At 48.4% G+C, this 18,203-nt stretch carries 15 protein-coding genes, 1 rRNA gene and 1 pseudogene; 9 read left to right on the forward strand and 8 right to left on the reverse strand.

The genetic code is table 11. From position 1 onward, the window contains the following. Together SD71_RS08310 and gyrA are read right to left on the reverse strand one after the other, a co-directional pair. Nucleotides 1-150, reverse strand: a 16S ribosomal RNA gene (locus SD71_RS08310); the annotation flags it as partial. Between the two features lie 393 nt (nt 151-543). Further along, complete coding sequence (gene gyrA / locus SD71_RS08320; protein ID WP_041061988.1) at nt 544-3,039, reverse strand: DNA gyrase subunit A; 2,496 nt, start codon at nt 3,037-3,039, stop codon at nt 544-546. Between the two features lie 152 nt (nt 3,040-3,191). Here gyrA and SD71_RS08325 point away from each other — a divergent pair, with 152 nt between their 5' ends. Further along, nucleotides 3,192-3,977 (forward strand): YheC/YheD family protein, encoded by a 786-nt coding sequence (locus SD71_RS08325; protein ID WP_082034129.1) that lies wholly within the window; start codon nt 3,192-3,194, stop codon nt 3,975-3,977. A gap of 70 nt (nt 3,978-4,047) precedes the next feature. Here SD71_RS08325 and gyrB read toward each other — a convergent pair whose 3' ends face one another. The 6 genes from gyrB to dnaA form a co-directional block, all read right to left on the reverse strand. Next, nucleotides 4,048-5,964 carry a DNA topoisomerase (ATP-hydrolyzing) subunit B gene (gyrB, locus tag SD71_RS08330; protein ID WP_041061989.1) on the reverse strand — a complete coding sequence of 639 codons (1,917 nt, stop codon included), beginning with the start codon at nt 5,962-5,964 and terminating at the stop codon, nt 4,048-4,050. Nucleotides 5,965-5,998: 34 nt separating this feature from the next. After that, entirely contained in the window at nt 5,999-6,244 is a 246-nt protein-coding gene (gene remB, locus SD71_RS08335) for an extracellular matrix regulator RemB (protein ID WP_041061990.1), read from the reverse strand. A 16-nt stretch (nt 6,245-6,260) separates the two neighbouring features. Beyond that, nucleotides 6,261-7,379: a DNA replication/repair protein RecF gene (gene recF, locus SD71_RS08340; protein WP_041061991.1), complete on the reverse strand. Its 1,119-nt coding sequence runs from the start codon at nt 7,377-7,379 to the stop codon at nt 6,261-6,263. A gap of 48 nt (nt 7,380-7,427) precedes the next feature. Further along, entirely contained in the window at nt 7,428-7,649 is a 222-nt protein-coding gene (yaaA, locus tag SD71_RS08345; protein ID WP_041061992.1) for a S4 domain-containing protein YaaA, read from the reverse strand. 12 nt (nt 7,650-7,661) lie between these two features. Continuing rightward, entirely contained in the window at nt 7,662-8,801 is a 1,140-nt protein-coding gene (gene dnaN, locus SD71_RS08350; RefSeq protein WP_041061993.1) for a DNA polymerase III subunit beta, read from the reverse strand. 149 nt (nt 8,802-8,950) lie between these two features. Next, nucleotides 8,951-10,303, reverse strand: coding sequence for a chromosomal replication initiator protein DnaA (gene dnaA, locus SD71_RS08355; RefSeq protein WP_041061994.1), 1,353 nt, complete (start codon nt 10,301-10,303; stop codon nt 8,951-8,953). Between the two features lie 471 nt (nt 10,304-10,774). On the opposite strand from dnaA, the gene rpmH reads away from it, so the two are divergent. From rpmH to noc, 8 genes and pseudogenes are all read left to right on the forward strand, one after another. Continuing rightward, nucleotides 10,775-10,909, forward strand: a complete 135-nt coding sequence (gene rpmH / locus SD71_RS08360) for a 50S ribosomal protein L34 (protein WP_041061995.1) — start codon at nt 10,775-10,777, stop codon at nt 10,907-10,909. A 69-nt stretch (nt 10,910-10,978) separates the two neighbouring features. Then, complete coding sequence (gene rnpA / locus SD71_RS08365) at nt 10,979-11,404, forward strand: ribonuclease P protein component (protein ID WP_082034135.1); 426 nt, start codon at nt 10,979-10,981, stop codon at nt 11,402-11,404. Nucleotides 11,405-11,535: 131 nt separating this feature from the next. Then, nucleotides 11,536-12,357, forward strand: a complete 822-nt coding sequence (locus SD71_RS08370; RefSeq protein ID WP_041061996.1) for a YidC/Oxa1 family membrane protein insertase — start codon at nt 11,536-11,538, stop codon at nt 12,355-12,357. Beyond that, entirely contained in the window at nt 12,308-12,925 is a 618-nt protein-coding gene (gene jag, locus SD71_RS08375) for an RNA-binding cell elongation regulator Jag/EloR (protein ID WP_041061997.1), read from the forward strand. Before SD71_RS08370 ends, jag begins: the two co-directional genes overlap by 50 nt. A 90-nt stretch (nt 12,926-13,015) precedes the next feature. Beyond that, nucleotides 13,016-14,392, forward strand: coding sequence for a tRNA uridine-5-carboxymethylaminomethyl(34) synthesis GTPase MnmE (gene mnmE, locus SD71_RS08380; RefSeq protein WP_041061998.1), 1,377 nt, complete (start codon nt 13,016-13,018; stop codon nt 14,390-14,392). Between the two features lie 32 nt (nt 14,393-14,424). Then, a pseudogene (gene mnmG / locus SD71_RS08385) lies at nt 14,425-16,321 on the forward strand (tRNA uridine-5-carboxymethylaminomethyl(34) synthesis enzyme MnmG). Nucleotides 16,322-16,323: 2 nt separating this feature from the next. Then, a complete protein-coding gene (gene rsmG, locus SD71_RS08390) occupies nt 16,324-17,049 on the forward strand; it encodes a 16S rRNA (guanine(527)-N(7))-methyltransferase RsmG (protein WP_041061999.1) in 726 nt (241 codons plus the stop codon). A gap of 279 nt (nt 17,050-17,328) precedes the next feature. After that, nucleotides 17,329-18,144 carry a nucleoid occlusion protein gene (gene noc, locus SD71_RS08395; RefSeq protein ID WP_041062000.1) on the forward strand — a complete coding sequence of 272 codons (816 nt, stop codon included), beginning with the start codon at nt 17,329-17,331 and terminating at the stop codon, nt 18,142-18,144. Nucleotides 18,145-18,203: the final 59 nt, after the last annotated feature.

Below are 18,203 nucleotides of genomic sequence, written 5' to 3' on the forward strand. Positions count from 1 at the left end.
TCCCGATCTTGTGGGCAGGTTGCCTACGTGTTACTCACCCGTCCGCCGCTAAGCATCAGAGAAGCAAGCTTCTCATCAACTCCGCTCGACTTGCATGTATTAGGCACGCCGCCAGCGTTCGTCCTGAGCCAGGATCAAACTCTCCATAATAGAGAGCCATGAAGGCTCAAAATGCTGACTTAAAAAAGTAAATCGTTGTCTATCGTCCCAAAGGACGACAGGAACCGTATTACGCTCGATGTTCAGTTTTCAAAGAACAATGTTACTGCTTTTTATTACCGTGCCGCTCAAGAGGCGACTTGAATAATATATCACAGCCGGCAAGTCAGATGCAACAACCAATTTCTTCCTAAAGCCTTATCAATTGTCGATTTCTGCTGCTCCGCATTCAACTTCATTGACCGCGCCGAACAATAATTTATCACAGAACGGAAATCCGCGTCAATGCCAAATAAATACATAATAAAACGGCCAGACGAAGGCGTCGTCGCCCTGCGTCTGCCGTACATAAGCAGCTTCACAACAGTGAACGATATATCATACTCAGGCTTCGGTTTCACCCGCTGAATCTTCGGATACAACACCTTCATCGTCCGTTTCCAGGTCGTCCTCATCTTCATTCTTAGGAGCTCTGGCTACGGTAGCTACGAAGTCGTCTTCTCTTATGTTGATCAGCTTAACACCTTGGGTAATCCGTCCCATCGTGTTAATACCCGACATGCTTGTACGAATCAGTGTGCCGGACGATGTCATGATCATCAGGTCCTCATCATTGTTAACGACCTTCAAGCTCACTATCTCACCGTTCTTGTCGGTGACATTGAGTGTTTTGATTCCTTTGCCGCCGCGTGTTTGAATTCTGTATTCCGACAGCGGGGTACGTTTGCCGTAACCTTTGGTGGTGACAATAAGCACCGTCTCCTCCGGCTGTACGACATCCATATCGATGACCTTGTCTTTGTCATCCAACTGGATACCTTTGACCCCTGTGGCAGAACGGCCCATCGAACGGACATCCTGCTCGGAGAAACGAATGGACATGCCTTCGCTGGTTCCCATAATGATTTCACGATCGCCGTCGGTCAGCTTGACACCGATCAAATCATCGTCTTCACGCAGCGAGATCGCGATCAAGCCGACTTTTCGAATGTTGGAGTAGTCATCCAGCGGTGTCTTCTTTACTATCCCTTTGCGGGTTGCAAAGAAGAGGAACTTATTCGGCTCGAATGATTCGACCGGAATCACCGCCTGGATCGTTTCACCTTGTTCGATCTGAATCAGGTTAATGATCGGCGTGCCTCGCGCAGTCCGGCTTAAATCCGGAATTTCGTAAGCTTTCAACCGGAACACCCGCCCTTTGTTCGTAAAGAACAGGAGGAAGTGGTGCGTATTCGAGACGAACAGATTTTCAACGAAGTCGTCTTCTTTCGTTCCCATTCCCATAATTCCTCGTCCGCCTCTGCGCTGATTGCGGTAGGTGGATACAGGAAGCCTTTTGATGTAACCGGAATGGCTCATCGTGATCACGACTTCGTCTCGCGGAATGAGATCTTCATCCATGATCTCCGAGTCGCTGGCCGTGATTTCCGTACGCCGCTCATCGCCGAACCGCTCCTTGATTTCCTGGAGCTCATCGTGAATGATGTCTCTCACAAGCCCCTCGTCTGCAAGAATGGCTTTATATTCGGCGATTTTTTGTACGAGCTCGTTGTATTCCTGCTCGATCCGGTCGCGCTCCAACCCGGTCAGGCGTTGGAGACGCATTTCCAGAATAGCCTGAGCTTGATCGTGGGACAGACCGAAGCGTGTGATCAGCCCTTCACGGGCCTCTTCTGCCGTTTGTGAAGAGCGGATCAACGCGATGACTTCATCCAGATGATCTAACGCTACCCGCAAGCCTTCCAGAATGTGCGCGCGCGCTTCCGCCTTCTTCAGTTCAAATTCAGTGCGGCGCCGAATCACTTCGACTTGGTGCTGGATATAATGATGCAGCACGTCACGCAAATTCAGAGTTCTAGGCTCTTTATTCACTATAGCCAGCATGTTGATGCCGAAAGTAGACTGCATCTGCGTATGCTTGTACAAGTTATTCAGTACGACGGTAGGCGTCACGTCACGGCGAAGCTCAATGACAACCCGCATACCGTTGCGGTCCGATTCGTCCCGCAGATCGGTAATACCGTCGATCTTCTTATCCCGTACAAGCTCCGCGATTTTCTCCACAAGACGTGCTTTAATAACCTGATACGGCAGCTCATGGACGATTATTCGCGCTTTGCCGTTTACTTCTTCAATTTCCGCGCGAGCCCTCATCGTTACGGAACCGCGTCCCGTGTTATAGGCCTGGCGAATGCCCTCCCGCCCGAGAATAAACCCGGATGTAGGAAAATCCGGTCCTTTGATGTATTCCATCAAATCGTTCGGGGTCAGATCCGGATCGCGGATTAATGCTTGGGTTCCGTCAATGACTTCAGTCAGATTGTGAGGCGGAATGTTGGTGGCCATCCCTACTGCAATACCGGTGTTCCCGTTCACCAGCAAATTGGGATATCGCGCCGGAAGCACGGCAGGCTCATGTTCCTCACCGTCATAGTTCGGATTGAAATCGATTGTCTCTTTGTTGATATCGCGCAGCATTTCCATTGCGATCTTCGACAACCGCGCCTCGGTATAACGCATAGCCGCCGCGGAATCCCCGTCGATCGAGCCGAAGTTCCCGTGCCCGTCCACCATCATATATCGCAGCGAAAAGTCTTGAGCCATACGTACCATGGATTCGTATACCGCCGAGTCTCCATGCGGATGATATTTACCGATGACTTCTCCGACGATCCTCGCCGATTTCTTATAAGGTTTATCAGGGGCCATACCGAGCTCGGACATCGCAAACAGAATACGGCGGTGAACCGGTTTCAGTCCGTCGCGAACGTCCGGCAATGCCCGGCTGACAATAATGCTCATTGCGTAATCCATGAACGATTCCCGCATCTCGACCCCGATATCACGGTCTCTATATTGGGAGCGTTGTTCTTCAGCCATGCAGATCCTCCTTATTAATGCGATGGACACAAAGTTGATTTATACATACTGAGAAAAACGCCCTTTGACAATGCTCACGCCAGGGCGTTTTCCGTCATAAATTAACAAATACAATAATTCCATTATAGCACAATGTTGAGGGGAAAGGTTGAATGACACCAATGCCGATCCAACGCGTCCGCAGCAAACTGGCGAAAACCAAGCCGCTTGTCGGCGATCCCGTTTTACACGAGTTCGTTCCCGACACCCGAGCCTTCAACCGCGGAAATGTACAACAAATGCTGGATAAATACGAGATGATTTATGTAAAACCGGTACGCGGCACTTTCGGAAAAGGCGTCATACGAGTCAAAAAGAAAGGCCGAGCATCACGGCCATACCGGTTTCAATCCGGACTCCGCAAATATCGGTTCGGGTCATTCGATTATATGTACCGTAAACTGCTGGCCCTTAAGCAACGGAAGGCATACCTTACGCAGCAAGGCATTCATCTGCTGAAGCATGGCGGGCGTCGTTTCGATCTGAGGATCATGGTTCAGAAAAACCCGCGCTCCTTCTGGGAAACCACAGGTATTATCGGACGCCTCGCCCATCCCGGCAAGGTTGTCACCAACTATCACAGCGGCGGAACGCCTCTTCCGATTGATAAACTGCTGAGTAACCATATGTCTAGCGAAGAGATTCTTGACTTCCAAAAACAGCTTCAAACGTTGGGCGTAAACGTAGCAAAAGTTTTGGAGAAACGATTCCCCCGGCTGAAAGAAATTGGAGTAGATGCCGCGATTGACCAGAATAAGAAGCTATGGATCCTCGAGGTCAATACACTGCCTGATCCGTTCTTATTCCGCAAGCTCAGGAATCCTGACATTTTCCGGCGTATGTATGCTTATGCCGTCTCTTATGGCCGCTTCCCGATCAAAAGAAGAAGAAAAATGTAATTGCAGGGGGTACCTCCTGGAAGAGATACCCCCTGTATTGTACTTGCCCTTAAACTCATGTCGCGAACAATTAGACATCCAAGTTCTTGACGAATTTCGCATATTGATTGATGAAATCCCGGCGCGGCTCCACGTTATCGCCCATCAGCGCGTCGAAGATCAAATCGGCTTTCATGGCGTCTTCGATCCGCACCTGCAGCATCGTCCGGCTGTCCGGGTCCATCGTAGTGTCCCATAGCTGCTCGGCGTTCATTTCTCCCAAACCTTTGTACCGTTGAACATTCACTTTGGCGCCTTCGCCGAATTCCGCGATGATCGCATCCCGTTCCTGCTCGCTCTGTGCATAACGCACGACTTTGTTCCTCTCCACTTTGAAAAGAGGCGGCTGCGCGATATAAACATAGCCTTCTTCAACGAGTTTTCGCATATAGCGGTAGAAGAAGGTAAGAAGCAGCGTGCGGATATGCGCACCGTCGACGTCGGCATCCGTCATGATAACAATCTTGTGATAGCGGGCTTTCGTAATATCGAAATCATCCGCTATTCCTGTTCCGAGAGCAGTGATAATCGCACGAATTTCCGTATTGGACAGAATCCGATCCAAACGCGCTTTCTCAACGTTCAGGATTTTACCTCTCAGCGGCAGAATGGCCTGGAAATGACGATCTCGACCTTGTTTGGCGGACCCGCCTGCAGAGTCACCCTCAACGATGTAGATCTCGCAAATGGATGCATCCTTCGACGAACAGTCCGCGAGTTTCCCCGGCAGTGCGCTGACTTCAAGCGCGCTTTTACGCCGGGTAAGCTCGCGCGCCTTGCGAGCCGCTTCTCTAGCCCGTGCCGCTTGCAATGATTTCTCCATTACTTTGCGTGCAACTGTCGGATTTTCATCCATGAACTGCAGCAATTTTTCACTGAACAAGGATTCCACGATTCCGCGTACTTCGCTGTTTCCGAGTTTCGTTTTGGTTTGCCCTTCGAACTGAGGCTCGGGTATCTTAACAGAAATGATCGCCGTTAAGCCTTCCCTGACATCATCACCGGTCAGATTCGATTCGCTTTCTTTAACAAAGCCCATTTTGCGGGCGTAATCGTTAATAATTCTTGTCAAGGCACTCTTAAAACCTGATTCATGAGTGCCTCCTTCGTGTGTATTAATATTATTGGCAAAAGAATATAGATTTTCCGAATAGCCGTCGTTGTACTGCATAGCGATTTCACAATGAATGTGATCTCTTGATCCCTCGACGTAAATCGGCTGTTCATGCATGACCTCGCGTGTGCGGTTCAAATACCGAACGAACTCAATGATTCCGCCCTCATATTTGAACGTTTCACTCATGCCCGATCTCTCGTCAGAGAGATTGATTTGAATCCCTTTGTTCAGAAAGGCAAGCTCACGAATGCGGCCAACGAGCGTATCGTAATCAAAAACGGTCGTTTCCGTAAAAATTTCCGGATCCGGCTTAAACCGCACCTGCGTACCGGTCTCTTCCGTCTCTCCTACAATTCTCAAATCTTGTTGTGGTACTCCGCGGTGATACTCCTGCTCATGAATCTTGCCTTCGCGTTTAACGCGGACAATCACCTGTTCAGACAGCGCGTTAACGACGGATACACCGACACCGTGCAGACCGCCCGAAACTTTATAACCTTCGCCGCCGAATTTACCACCCGCGTGGAGCACGGTCATGACAACTTCAAGCGTCGATTTTTTCATTTTCACGTTCTCACCGACCGGAATTCCCCGGCCGTTATCTATAACTGTCACACTGTTGTCTTCATGAATGATCACATCAATCCGGTCGCAATACCCTGCCAGCGCCTCGTCGATACTATTATCGACAACTTCCCATACAAGATGGTGCAAGCCTTTTCCGCTGGTGGAACCGATATACATACCCGGACGTTTGCGTACCGCTTCCAAACCTTCCAACACCTGAATCTGACTTTCATCATACGTATGCTGCTGTGAATTTACGGACAAACTTTCCACCGCCTTCTATACATTGCCGCTGCTTTTAACCGTCCAGATAATGCGCTCTTTTCTTGAGCGTGGAGGAAGAAATAGGAGAATAGTAAACCTTCTGTTCGGTGACGACAATCGACTTCGGTTCCTCTTCGCCGATCGTCTCGACTTCCTTGTTCTTCTGTGCCTGCGCGACGAACTGTCGCGACAATTTGGAGGATTGCTCTATGGAAATATCAAAGATGGCTACGAGCTGCGATGTGCGGATGATCTTCTCCCCGCCGAGATGAATATACATGGAATTCCTCCCTGCGTTAACGCAGCAATTGCCCGTTTCTCACATGAAAAACGGATGCATCCTTTAACCGGCTCATATTTACGCTTTCCAACCCTGTTGTCGTAATAAAAGTCTGCACGCGGCTCTGGAACGTTTCGATCAATTGAGTTTGCCGAGTCTGGTCCAATTCCGAAAGCACATCGTCGAGAAGCAGCAGCGGATACTCTCCAATCTCCTCGTGCATCAATTCCAATTCAGCCAGTTTCAAAGAGAGGGCAGCTGTGCGTTGTTGGCCTTGAGATCCGAAAGATTGAACGTCCTTGCCGTTAATGGCAAAAGCCAAATCGTCCCGATGAGGTCCGGTCAAAGTTATGCCCCTGCGGAATTCCTGTTCTTTACCCTGTGATAACTTTAACATAAATTGCTCTAATAAAGAAGGATGATGTTGGCTGTCGCTTCCAGGCGCAATTCCGAACGATGGGCGATACTCCACCGTTAAATGCTCGTTTCCGGCGGTAATGCCGGCATGGATTTTTTCAGCCCATTTTTGCAGCTGTAATATAAAGTTTTGCCTTCTTTGCATCATTTTAACACCGTAAGATGCCAGTTGTTCGTTCCAAACTTCCAACATCTCCGGGGATGCTTTCTTTACATCCGTGGATTTCAAATAATTGTTCCGCTGCTGCAATATTTTCTGATACTGCTGCATGTCATACAAATAGCCCGGGTGCACCTGGCCGATCTCCATGTCCATGAACCGGCGGCGGATGCCGGGAGCCCCTTTGACGATATCCAGATCTTCCGGAGCAAACAGCACGACATTAAGCGTACCGACAAAGCCGCTTAGTTTCCGTTGTTCCAATCCGTTAATCTTTGCTTTTTTACCCTGCGGCGAAATTTGCAGATCGAGCGACACATTGCCGTATTTTCTCTCCATATGCGCGCGGATGACGGCAGCCTGGTGATTCCATCCGATCAGTTCCCGGTCCTTGGAGGTTCGGTGCGACTTCGTCAAGGAGAGCACGTGAATCGCTTCAAGCAGGTTCGTTTTGCCTTGGGCATTAGGTCCGATAAAGATATTAACGCCGGCTTCGGTGGTCATCTTTAAAGAATCGTAATTCCGGTATCCTTGAAGCTCCAACGTCGTTAACTGCATCTAAAATCCCTTTCCAGGCAAGCGGTCTTCCTCACCCTTGACCATTGATCAAGGTTTGCGCGCAGCCACAATGAATTCTCCGCAGCCTTCCACTTCAATGCGATCGCCGATCACCAGCTTCCGGCCTCTGCGGTTCTCGGATTGACCGTTCACTTGAACGCTTTTTTCCTGCAGATAAAATTTCACTTCTCCCCCGGTGCTGATACAATCCGCCAATTTAAGCAGCTGGCCGAGGGTGATGTATTCCGTCGAAATGTCGATGTTCTTCATCCTTTTTACGCCTCAATTCGTTGTTCGATAAGGGAGTATCAGATGCAGACTGTTCTCGTTATCTCGCGGTTTAATAATGATCGGACTCATTGCGCCGGTAAAACCGATGAACAATTCTTCGCTGTCGAGAACTTTCAGTACATCAAGCATATATTTCGAGTTAAATGCAATTTTGAGCGGTTCTCCCCGCAGCTCCGTTACGGCTAACTGTTCCGTTACTTTGCCCAATTCCGAAGAGCTGGATGAAATTTCGATGCCTCCGTCCTCCGTGGTCATCAGACGGACAATGTTCGTCTTCTCTTCACGGGAAAGCAAATAAGCGCGATCGATCGCATCGCTAAGCTGTTTGGTATTAAGAATGAGTTCTGTTTTGAAGGTTTGCGGAATAATCTTTGAAGTGTCGGGGTACGTCCCATCCAACATGCGGGAATAGAAAAGCACATTTCCGAGTTTGAACAATACTTGATTGTCGGCAACGACAATATCAACCATCACATTTTGATCCGGTACGATTTTGGCTAATTCGTTTAGTGTTTTGCCGGAAATGACGATGTTTGAGAAACGCACATCGTACATTTCGATAGCAGCCGTGCGGCTTGCCAAACGGTGGCGGTCCGTGGCGACGAACTTATATACACCTTCTTGCAGATTCCATAAAACACCTGTCAATATCGGGGTTGATTCGTTCGTCGTTACCGCGAATACGGTTTGTCTGATCATATCTTTAAGCAAATCTCCAGGTATCGATACAACTTGATCTTCCTGTACGGTCGGAAGAACGGGAAATTCCTCAGGATCGAGCCCGACGAGCTGAATCTCGGTTGCGCCGGAAGTGATCATCGTTTGAAAACGATCCCCAACCTCGAGATGCACTTCTTCGTGCGGCAATTTTTTCACGATCTCAACGAAAAATTTAGCCGGCAATACAACGCTTCCCGTTTTTTCGACAGTACCGATTGTTTTATCCGGAGTTTCCATGGGTATAAAGCTTTGGATGGAAATATCTGTATCGCTTGCCGTTAAAGTTAATCCCGTATTGGTCGCTTCCAGCTTAATACCGCTGAGAATCGGGATAGTCGTTCGGGATGCAACGGCTTTGGACACATGCTGGATGGCCTCGTTCAATTCGTTGCGCAAGATCGTCAATTTCACTCGGTTCACCTCATCAATTTTTGTATATTGTATCATGTTTTAATTATTAAAGTCGTAGTAGGGGCGGTGAATATGTGGATAAGGCGAAAAAAGTCGAAAAGAACGCCTATCCACATTGTGTATGCTTTGTGCATAGGCGCCTTTGTTTTTTAAGATAGATTTTTGATTTTCTCCGTCAGACTGTTGATAATTTTGTAGAGTTCTTGATCGATCTTCAATTGCTGCGTAATCTTGTCATGCGCATGGATGACGGTCGTATGATCTCGTCCCCCGAATGCATCTCCGATCTTAGGAAGCGAATAATCCGTTAATTCACGAGATAAATACATGGCGATTTGCCTTGGGAAAGCGATGGCTTTCGTCCGTTTGCGCGCTTTGAAATCCTCGAGCTTCAACCCGTAATACTCCCCGACCCGCTGTTGAATGTCCTGCATTGTAAGTACGCGATTGCGACCGCTTGGCAGAATATCCTTCAATGCCTCTGCCGCCAAATGCGAGGATATATCTTGGTTCGTAAGCGAAGAATAGGCGACGATGCGAATGAGCGCACCTTCTAACTCACGGATATTCGAATCAATCATATTGGCAATATACATCATCGCTTCATTCGGAATATCGAGATTCTCGGCCCTCGCCTTTTTGCGGAGGATTGCAATTCTGGTTTCCAAGTCGGGCGGTTGTATATCCGTAATGAGACCCCATTCGAACCGGGAACGGAGCCTCTCCTCTAATGTAGGAATCTCTTTAGGCGGACGGTCACTGGAAATGACGATTTGCTTATGTTCTTCATGCAAAGCATTAAATGTATGGAAAAATTCCTCTTGCGTTCCTTCTTTACCGGCTAGGAATTGAATATCGTCAATGAGCAGGACATCGATGTTGCGGTATTTGTTGCGAAAGCTTTCGCCCCTGTTATCGCGGATCGCGTTAATGAACTCATTGGTGAATTTCTCGGATGATAAATACAGAACCTTCATATGAGGATTATGTTCCAGAATATAATGGCCGATCGCGTGCATGAGATGGGTTTTGCCTAATCCGACGCCTCCATATAGAAAGAAAGGATTATAGGCTTTGGCCGGCGCCTCCGCGACGGCAAGCGACGCAGCGTGCGCAAACCGGTTGCCTGCGCCGATGACGAACGTATCGAATGTATATTTCGGGTTCAGCATATGCATAATGGTATCTTCTGACGCCGGCTCACGAACGGCAGGCTTCTGCGGGAACGGCGCCGGAGGTTCTGCCGAACGAACCTCTTCGATGGCGAATCTCACATCCACAGGACGGCCCACATATTCTGAAAGCGTAGAAGTAACCAGCTTCGTATAACGTGTCTCCAGCCATTCTGCGGCGAAAGTCGTGGGTGCCGTTACGACTACCACGTTGTCGCTTAAGAAAGAAGCTTTGGTCGATTTGAACCAGGTGTCAAAGCTTGGCTTGCTGAGTTTTGTTTGGATTACCGACAACACCTGCTGCCAGATGTCGCTATTTCGGTTGTCCACGAGAACTTCACTCCTTTTAACCCATTCCGAGGACGGCAATGAAGCGGACAAGTCGAAAATAAAAGAAATGACGAGTTATCCACATAATTCCCTGAATTCTTTAACAGAATGTCCAGATAAAACGGGGTTTGTTCACAAAGTTATACACAGGATGTTAATAAGTCGAGGAGAAAAGGAAGAAATCCACTGGGAAAGTCACGACTAATCATAGCAAACAAACCCCTGAAATTCAACGACTTTAGCTGTGTTATCCACAATTACAATAACTTGTGGATGAAAGCTGTGCACAGCACTATATATTGTTGATAAGATGTGCGGATGTTCGACAACGTTCTACCATCTATTAATAATCGACAAAAACTTATTCACATGTGTATAATCGATATCGGAGTGAGCGCGTTGAGATTGACTTTATTCCTCTGTCGTGGTTTAATAGATGAACGTGAGTTTGCAAGTGAGGGGGTTGAAATCATGGGTCCGACATTTAAGCCGAATGTGAGCAAGCGCAAGAAGGTACACGGTTTCCGCAGCCGGATGAGCTCGAAGAACGGTCGTAAAGTTCTTCAAGCTCGCCGCCAAAAGGGACGTAAAGTACTGACGGCATAATTGCGAAAGACCACTTTAAAGGTGGTCTTTTTTCTTTAATAATTTCCGGACAAAATGGAGCGGTTAATCGTGCATAGAAAGCTTCGCCTTCGGAAAAGAGAAGATTTTAACGTCGTTTACCGGCATGGCCGTTCCTTCGCCAACTCGCAGTTTGTGGTGTACTGGCGAAGACGATCGGGGCAGCAGGGATCTTTTCGTTTGGGTATATCCGCCAGCAGCAAGCTGGGGGGAGCCGTTGTACGCAACCGGCTTCGCCGAATGATTAAAGAGATCGTCCGGTTGAACGCCGGTAAATTGATGGAAGATACGGATTTAATCTTGATTGTGAGAAAACCTGCGCTGTCTCTTCCATATAAGCAGATGGAAAGCAGTATCCTGCATGTGCTCAGGAAAGCAGGTTTACTTAAAGTCGCGGCTCCCTCAGCACAGGGACAAAAGAAGCCGGCAGGCCATGGTATGCGGACAAGCGGCAACAAACAAAAACAAGGCAAATGAGGCGCTGACGGATGGACAATCCCGCGCTTTTCTTTGCCTTTCTTCTTATGGTATAGTGTACCTGTGGTATTCTGTTAAAAACAGGGTTTCTCTGCACATCTGATGAGGGTTTTAGAGAGGAGTTTTTTGGTTTGCTGCGTAATCGCAAATGGTGGGTCGTATTGGGAGCGCTAGCCGTCCTGTCGATACTGGCAGGCTGTACGCCTCAAGGCCAAGCGACATCTACAGAAGAATTGGCGGCATCCGGCAACTGGTGGTATCGCAATGTGGTCTACTGGTTTGCACTGATGCTTGATAAGTTTGCCGATTTTTTCGGCGGAGAGTACGGATTATCGATATTATTGCTGACGGTCATCGTTCGGACTCTCATTTTACCGCTGATGATCAAACAGTATAAGAACACGAAAGCAATGCAAGCATTGCAGCCCGAGATGAAGAAGATCCGGGACAAGCATAAAGATGATCCTCGCAAACAACAAGAAGAAATGATGAAGCTCTACCAGGCGAACCAGGTTAATCCTTTGGCAGGCTGTTTACCTCTGCTGATCCAGATGCCGATATTCATAGCGCTGTATAACGCTATTGTTATGAATAAAGAGATCGGTCAGCATACATTTCTCTGGTTACAGCTCGGTGAGAGAGATCCGTACTATATTTTACCTATAGTAGCAGCTATAACGACTTACATTCAGTCCAAGATGATGGCCAAGCAGCAGCCTCAAATGGGTCCAATGAAAGCTTTGATGCTTATTTTCCCTGTGATGATCTTTGTCATGGCGATCAACTTCCCGGCTGCGCTGCCGCTTTATTGGATATACAGCAACATCTACACCATTGTGCAGAACTATTTCATGTATGCTCGTTCTCCCAAGCCTGTCGGCGATGTTAAGGAGGCCCTGCCAAATGAAAAAGCTGGTGGTCAGAGGAAAAAGAATAGAAGAAGCGGTTCATAATGGCCTTGCCCAACTAGGCGTCTCTGAAGACCGGGTGAAAGTGACGGTTTTGGAGCAACCTAGTAAAGGATTGTTCGGACTCATCGGAGTGAAAGAAGCCAAAGTGGAGCTGGAACTGCTCTCGGATGGAATCGATGAGGCGATCCGGTTTCTGCAAGAAGTTTCGACGGCGATGGAGCTCACCGTTTCTGTCGAACGGTTGGATGAGAACGATGCGGTACGGCTTAACATAACCGGCTCTGACTTAGGCATTCTGATCGGCCGGCGCGGACAGACTTTAGATTCTCTTCAATACCTGGTTAACATCGTGGCGAATCGTCACTCGAACCGGCATCTTCGGATCGTGCTGGACGCAGAGCAGTTCCGGGAACGGCGCCGGCAGACACTCGAGGCTCTCTCGGAGCGCATCGCAACGCGGGTCATGCGGTCACGGAAGGAAATTATGCTGGAGCCGATGACGTCACAAGAAAGAAAGATCATTCACGCTCGGCTGCAAGCTCATCCGAATGTGAAGACTTACAGTCAGGGCGACGAACCGAATCGCAGAATCGTAATTGCACTAAGGTAACAATAGAGGAATACGCAATGGCTTCCGCTTTTTTGGCGGGTCATTGCGTTTTTTGCTTCATGATTCAGTGAGTACAAATGAGGGATAGGCATGGTTGAAGATACGATAGCGGCGATCGCCACAGCTTTGGGTGAAAGCAGCATAGCGGTCGTTCGGGTAAGTGGGGAACAAGCTGTTGATACTGTCGCCAAAGTGTTCAAGTCTAAACAAGATCTCAGACAAGCTTCGACGCATACTGTCCATTACGGCTGGATCATAGATCCGGAGTCAGGGGCAGTGCTGGATGAAGTATTGGTTACCGTGATGAAAGCCCCGCGTTCGTTCACAGCTGAAGATGTTGTCGAGATTAGTACACACGGAGGCATTGTCGCTGTGAAGTCGGTGTTGGAAGTAGTTCTGAGGCACGGGGCTCGTATGGCGGAGCCTGGTGAGTTTACTAAACGCGCCTTCCTGAATGGAAGAATTGATTTAGCCCAGGCTGAAGCGGTCATCGACCTGATCCGGTCCAAATCCGATCGAGCCTTTCAGGTTGCGCGAAGACAGTCGGAAGGCGCATTATCAAAGCAGATTATTCCGATGCGGCAGCAGCTCATTGAGCTGTTAGCTCACGTTGAAGTAAATATAGACTATCCTGAACATGATGTTGCGGATGTGACTGCAGGCGTTATCCGTGAAAATTGCGGCGCGGTGTTGAATCAGGTGAAGGAGCTTCTAAAAAGAGCCGATGAAGGTAAAATACTGAGGGAAGGTATTGTCACGGTCATTGTCGGCCGGCCCAATGCAGGCAAGTCTTCGCTGCTCAACGCATTGGCCCGTGAAAATAAGGCGATCGTAACGGACATACCGGGCACGACACGTGATATTGTAGAAGAATCGATATCTTTGTCCGGCATTCCTCTTCGGTTATTGGATACCGCAGGTATTAGGGAAACGAGCGATACGGTTGAACGAATCGGAGTAGAGAGATCGCATGGGGCATTGAACGAAGCGGATTTGATTTTACTGGTGTTGAATAACAACGAGCCGCTTCATGAAGATGAACGTAAGCTGCTTAATCAGCTCAAAGACCGGTCAACGATTGTTGTCGTCAATAAAATCGATTTGCCAAGGCAATTGGATATAACAGAGGTGCAAAAGGATTATCCGCCGGATCGGATCGTCTATTTGTCAGCCAAGGAAGGGAAAGGCATCGAGGAGCTGGAAAATGCCGTTTCGAGTATGTTTTTGAGCGGCGATGTAGAATCCGGCGATTTGACGTATGTCAGCAACGCGCGGCATATTGCCCTTCTTCACCAGGCTAAAGCTTCACTGGAGGATGCGATAACTGCATCTTCAGCACAGATTCCGATTGATCTGATTCAAATCGACATTGCCGCCACTTGGGATACATTAGGCGGAATTTTAGGAGATGCCGCCGGTGACTCTCTGCTAGATCAAATTTTTTCTCAGTTCTGTTTGGGCAAATAACATAAAAAAGTAAAGCGAGGAGGGGACAAACCATGAGCTATCGTGCAGGAGATTATGATGTTATCGTCATCGGAGCCGGCCACGCGGGCGTTGAAGCGGCCCTTGCAGCTGCCCGAATGGGCTGTGAAACGCTTCTTCTGACAATTAATTTGGATATGGTAGCCTTTATGCCTTGTAACCCGTCGGTAGGCGGGCCGCTAAAGGCCATGTGGTGCGCGAGATTGATGCATTAGGCGGTGAAATGGGCCGCAATATCGATAAAACGTTCATCCAAATGCGTATGCTGAATACGGGTAAAGGCCCTGCCGTTCATGCGCTGAGAGCGCAAGCGGATAAATTCCTGTATCAGCAAACGATGAAAGAAACGATTGAAAAACAAGAAAGACTGACCCTGCGTCAAGGTTTGGTGGAAGACCTCATTGTGGTGGACGGAGTTTGCCAAGGGGTGATTACCAAAACAGGCGCCGAATACGGTGCAAAAACAGTAGTCATGACAACAGGTACCTATTTGCGCGGAAAAGTCATTATGGGTGAATTGATGTACGAAAGCGGACCGAACAATCAGCAGCCTTCCGTGAAATTGTCGGAAGCCCTAACACGCCTTGGCTTCCAATTGGCCCGCTTTAAGACGGGAACGCCTCCGAGAGTGCATGAAGATACGATCGATTTCAGCAAAACGGAGATTCAGCCGGGTGACGATAAGCCTAAATACTTTTCCTATGAAACCGAATATATGGCCCATTCGGAGCAGCAGCTGCCTTGCTGGCTGACCTACACATCCGAAGAGACGCATCAGATTATTAATGATAATTTGCACCGTGCTCCGATGTTTTCCGGATTGATCGAGGGAACAGGACCACGCTATTGCCCATCGATCGAGGATAAAATCGTACGTTTCGCCGACAAGCCGAAGCACCAGATTTTCCTGGAGCCCGAAGGACGCAATACGAAAGAGTATTATGTGCAAGGTCTTTCGACCAGTATGCCGGAAGACGTTCAACTGAGCATCTTGCGGTCGATTCCCGGCTTGGAGAAAGTCGAAATGATGAGAACCGGCTATGCCATCGAGTATGATGCAGTCGTTCCCACCCAGCTGTGGCCTTCACTCGAGACCAAAGTCGTACCGAATTTATTCACGGCCGGTCAAATCAACGGCACCTCGGGTTATGAAGAAGCGGCAGGACAAGGCATTATGGCCGGCATTAACGCGGCAAGAAAGGCGCAGGGCAGGGAACCCGTCCTTATCGATCGCTCGAAAGGGTATATTGGCGTCATGATCGATGATCTGGTGACTAAAGGAACGAACGAACCGTATCGTCTGCTCACATCCCGAGCCGAGTATCGTCTGCTGCTGCGGCACGACAATGCGGATTTGCGTCTTACTCCTACAGGTTATGAAATTGGCTTGATCAGTGAAGCGCGGTACCACAAGTTTATTGAAAAGAAAGAGCGTGTGGAAGCGGAAATCGCCCGCCTCAAGGAAACAAAATTCCGTCCTGACGAAGCCGTTCAAACTATGCTGCTGCCGCCGGATCCGCTCCGCTGCAAAACACAGTCGACGGGATTACGCTTCTGCGGCGTCCGGAGCTGAGTTACAGCCATCTTGAGAGCTTGTTCCCTTCTCCTGTCGAGCTGACGGAAGATATGAAGGAACAGGTTGAAATTCAAACTAAATATACGGGTTATATCGAAAAGCAGCTGTTACAAGTGCAACGTTTGGAAAAGATGGAGAAGAAGAAGATCCCCGAAAATATCGACTACGATATCGTTCATGGACTTGCTATGGAAGCGAAACAAAAGCTGGCGAAAATCCGTCCTCTGTCGATCGGTCAAGCCTCCCGCATCTCGGGCGTGACACCGGCGGACCTGTCGATCTTGTTGGTGCATCTTGAGCACTATAATCGGGTGACAGCAGCGGCCCGGGGGTAAGAATGGACATCGTTCAACAGCATTTCATCGAACATTTGCAAGATCTGGGCGTTTCATTGTCGAAGCAGCAGCTCGAGCAATTCGAGACCTATTATGCGCTTCTTGTCGAATGGAACGAGAAGATGAATTTAACCGGTATTACGGAAAGAGAAGCGGTGTACGAAAAACACTTCTATGATTCTCTGACCCTTGTCAAAGCTGTCAGCTTTAATGAGCATTCTTCGCTGGCAGACATCGGTTCAGGTGCGGGATTTCCCTCCGTTCCGTTGGCCATCGTATTTCCACATTTGCAAGTGACCATCATTGATGCGTTGGCCAAACGGATCGGTTTTCTTAAAGAGGTCTCTTCACAGCTCGGTTTAAGTCAAGTTAACTGTTTACACAGCCGGGCGGAGGACGCGGCCAGGATGAAAGAGCATCGCGATCATTATGATGTGGTCACGGCGCGAGCTGTTGCCCGGCTGGCTGTGCTGAACGAGTTTTGTCTCCCGTTTGTGCGTACCGGCGGTTTGTTCATTGCGATGAAGGGCTCCGACATTGAGGTTGAATTGGAGGAAAGCCGCTACAGCGCGAAGAAACTGAACGGTAAAATAGACGATGTTCGGCGATTAACGCTGCCCGCTGAAGGGGCGGAACGGCATTTGATTATTGTATCAAAGGTTAGTTCGACGCCACCCTTATATCCGCGCAAGCCGGGGATCCCATTAAAATCGCCGCTGTTAAAATAATCGGTCACTCAATCTAATGTTCCACGTGAAACATTTACCTTGAGCAGGTTGTGTTTCACGTGGAACATTTTCTTGTCTATAGGCATTAACATGTGGAATTTGGATATATGAAAGTTTTTAAAATAGCAGGAAAACAGTAAGTTTACGGCGAATATATTAATCTATTAGAATGTGTGCCGCATATACGCTTTCGGGCGTGAACTGGCGGCGCTTTTTCGTCGCTTGAGAGGGGTAAGAAAGCTTTGACCCTATCCTACTTAATGTGGTGATTATTAAGAAATGAAAGAACCGTTTTCACGACTGCTTGGACTTTCGGACCGGAGCAATCAAGAAGAAGTTAAACAAATTCCGGTCAAGGATATTGTGCCCAGCCCTTATCAGCCACGTTCTGTTTTTGATGATGATCGTATTGATGAACTCTGCCAAACGATCAAAACACACGGGATCATACAACCGATTGTCGTTAGAATGCGGAGCGGCAAATACGAGATTATCGCAGGGGAACGCCGTTGGCGCGCCGTTACTAAGCTCGGACTGGAAACGATACCTGGAATCATAAGAGACATCAACGATTCCCAAGCCGCTTCCGTCGCGCTTATTGAGAATCTTCAGAGGGAGGGACTTACCGCTCTTGAAGAAGCGATTGCTTATCAGAAGCTGATTGATCTGCATCAGTTGACGCAGGAAAGCTTGGCGCAGCGACTCGGTAAAAGCCAATCCACAATCGCCAATAAAATCCGCCTGATTCAGCTTGGCGAGCAGGTGAAGATGGCTTTACTGGAACGTAAAATTACGGAGCGCCATGGAAGAGCATTGCTTTCGTTGCCTAATGAAGAGATGCAGAACAAACTGCTCGAAGAGATCATCGAGAAAGAATTAAACGTGAAACAGACGGAAGTGAGAGTCGCATTTTACTTGGAGGCCGTAAAGCCCCGCAAGCAGAAAAGAATCTCTTTTACAAAAGATGTTCGTCTCGCATTGAATACGATACGTCAATCCGTTGATATGGTAACGGGTTCCGGCATCCCGATCAAAGCAAGTGAAAAGGATTGCGAAGATCATTACGAAATCATTATTCAAATACCTAAACGTTAACGAATGGTTCGCGGTCCAGATGTTTGCCGGAGAGATGTAACGGTAAACGGAACGAGTTG

It is taken from the genome of Cohnella kolymensis (assembly GCF_000829465.1).
GTDB lineage: Bacteria > Bacillota > Bacilli > Paenibacillales > Paenibacillaceae > Cohnella > Cohnella kolymensis.

Excerpts from the sequence above, each read along its gene's own strand:
- gyrA (WP_041061988.1), bottom strand. The coding sequence starts at position 3,039 with ATGGCTGAAGAACAACGCTCCCAATATAGAGACCGTGATATCGGGGTC.
- SD71_RS08325 (WP_082034129.1), top strand. The coding sequence starts at position 3,192 with ATGACACCAATGCCGATCCAACGCGTCCGCAGCAAACTGGCGAAAACC.
- remB (WP_041061990.1), bottom strand. The coding sequence starts at position 6,244 with ATGTATATTCATCTCGGCGGGGAGAAGATCATCCGCACATCGCAGCTC.
- recF (WP_041061991.1), bottom strand. The coding sequence starts at position 7,379 with ATGCAGTTAACGACGTTGGAGCTTCAAGGATACCGGAATTACGATTCT.
- yaaA (WP_041061992.1), bottom strand. The coding sequence starts at position 7,649 with ATGAAGAACATCGACATTTCGACGGAATACATCACCCTCGGCCAGCTG.
- rpmH (WP_041061995.1), top strand. The coding sequence starts at position 10,775 with ATGGGTCCGACATTTAAGCCGAATGTGAGCAAGCGCAAGAAGGTACAC.
- jag (WP_041061997.1), top strand. The coding sequence starts at position 12,308 with ATGAAAAAGCTGGTGGTCAGAGGAAAAAGAATAGAAGAAGCGGTTCAT.
- mnmE (WP_041061998.1), top strand. The coding sequence starts at position 13,016 with ATGGTTGAAGATACGATAGCGGCGATCGCCACAGCTTTGGGTGAAAGC.
- rsmG (WP_041061999.1), top strand. The coding sequence starts at position 16,324 with ATGGACATCGTTCAACAGCATTTCATCGAACATTTGCAAGATCTGGGC.
- noc (WP_041062000.1), top strand. The coding sequence starts at position 17,329 with ATGAAAGAACCGTTTTCACGACTGCTTGGACTTTCGGACCGGAGCAAT.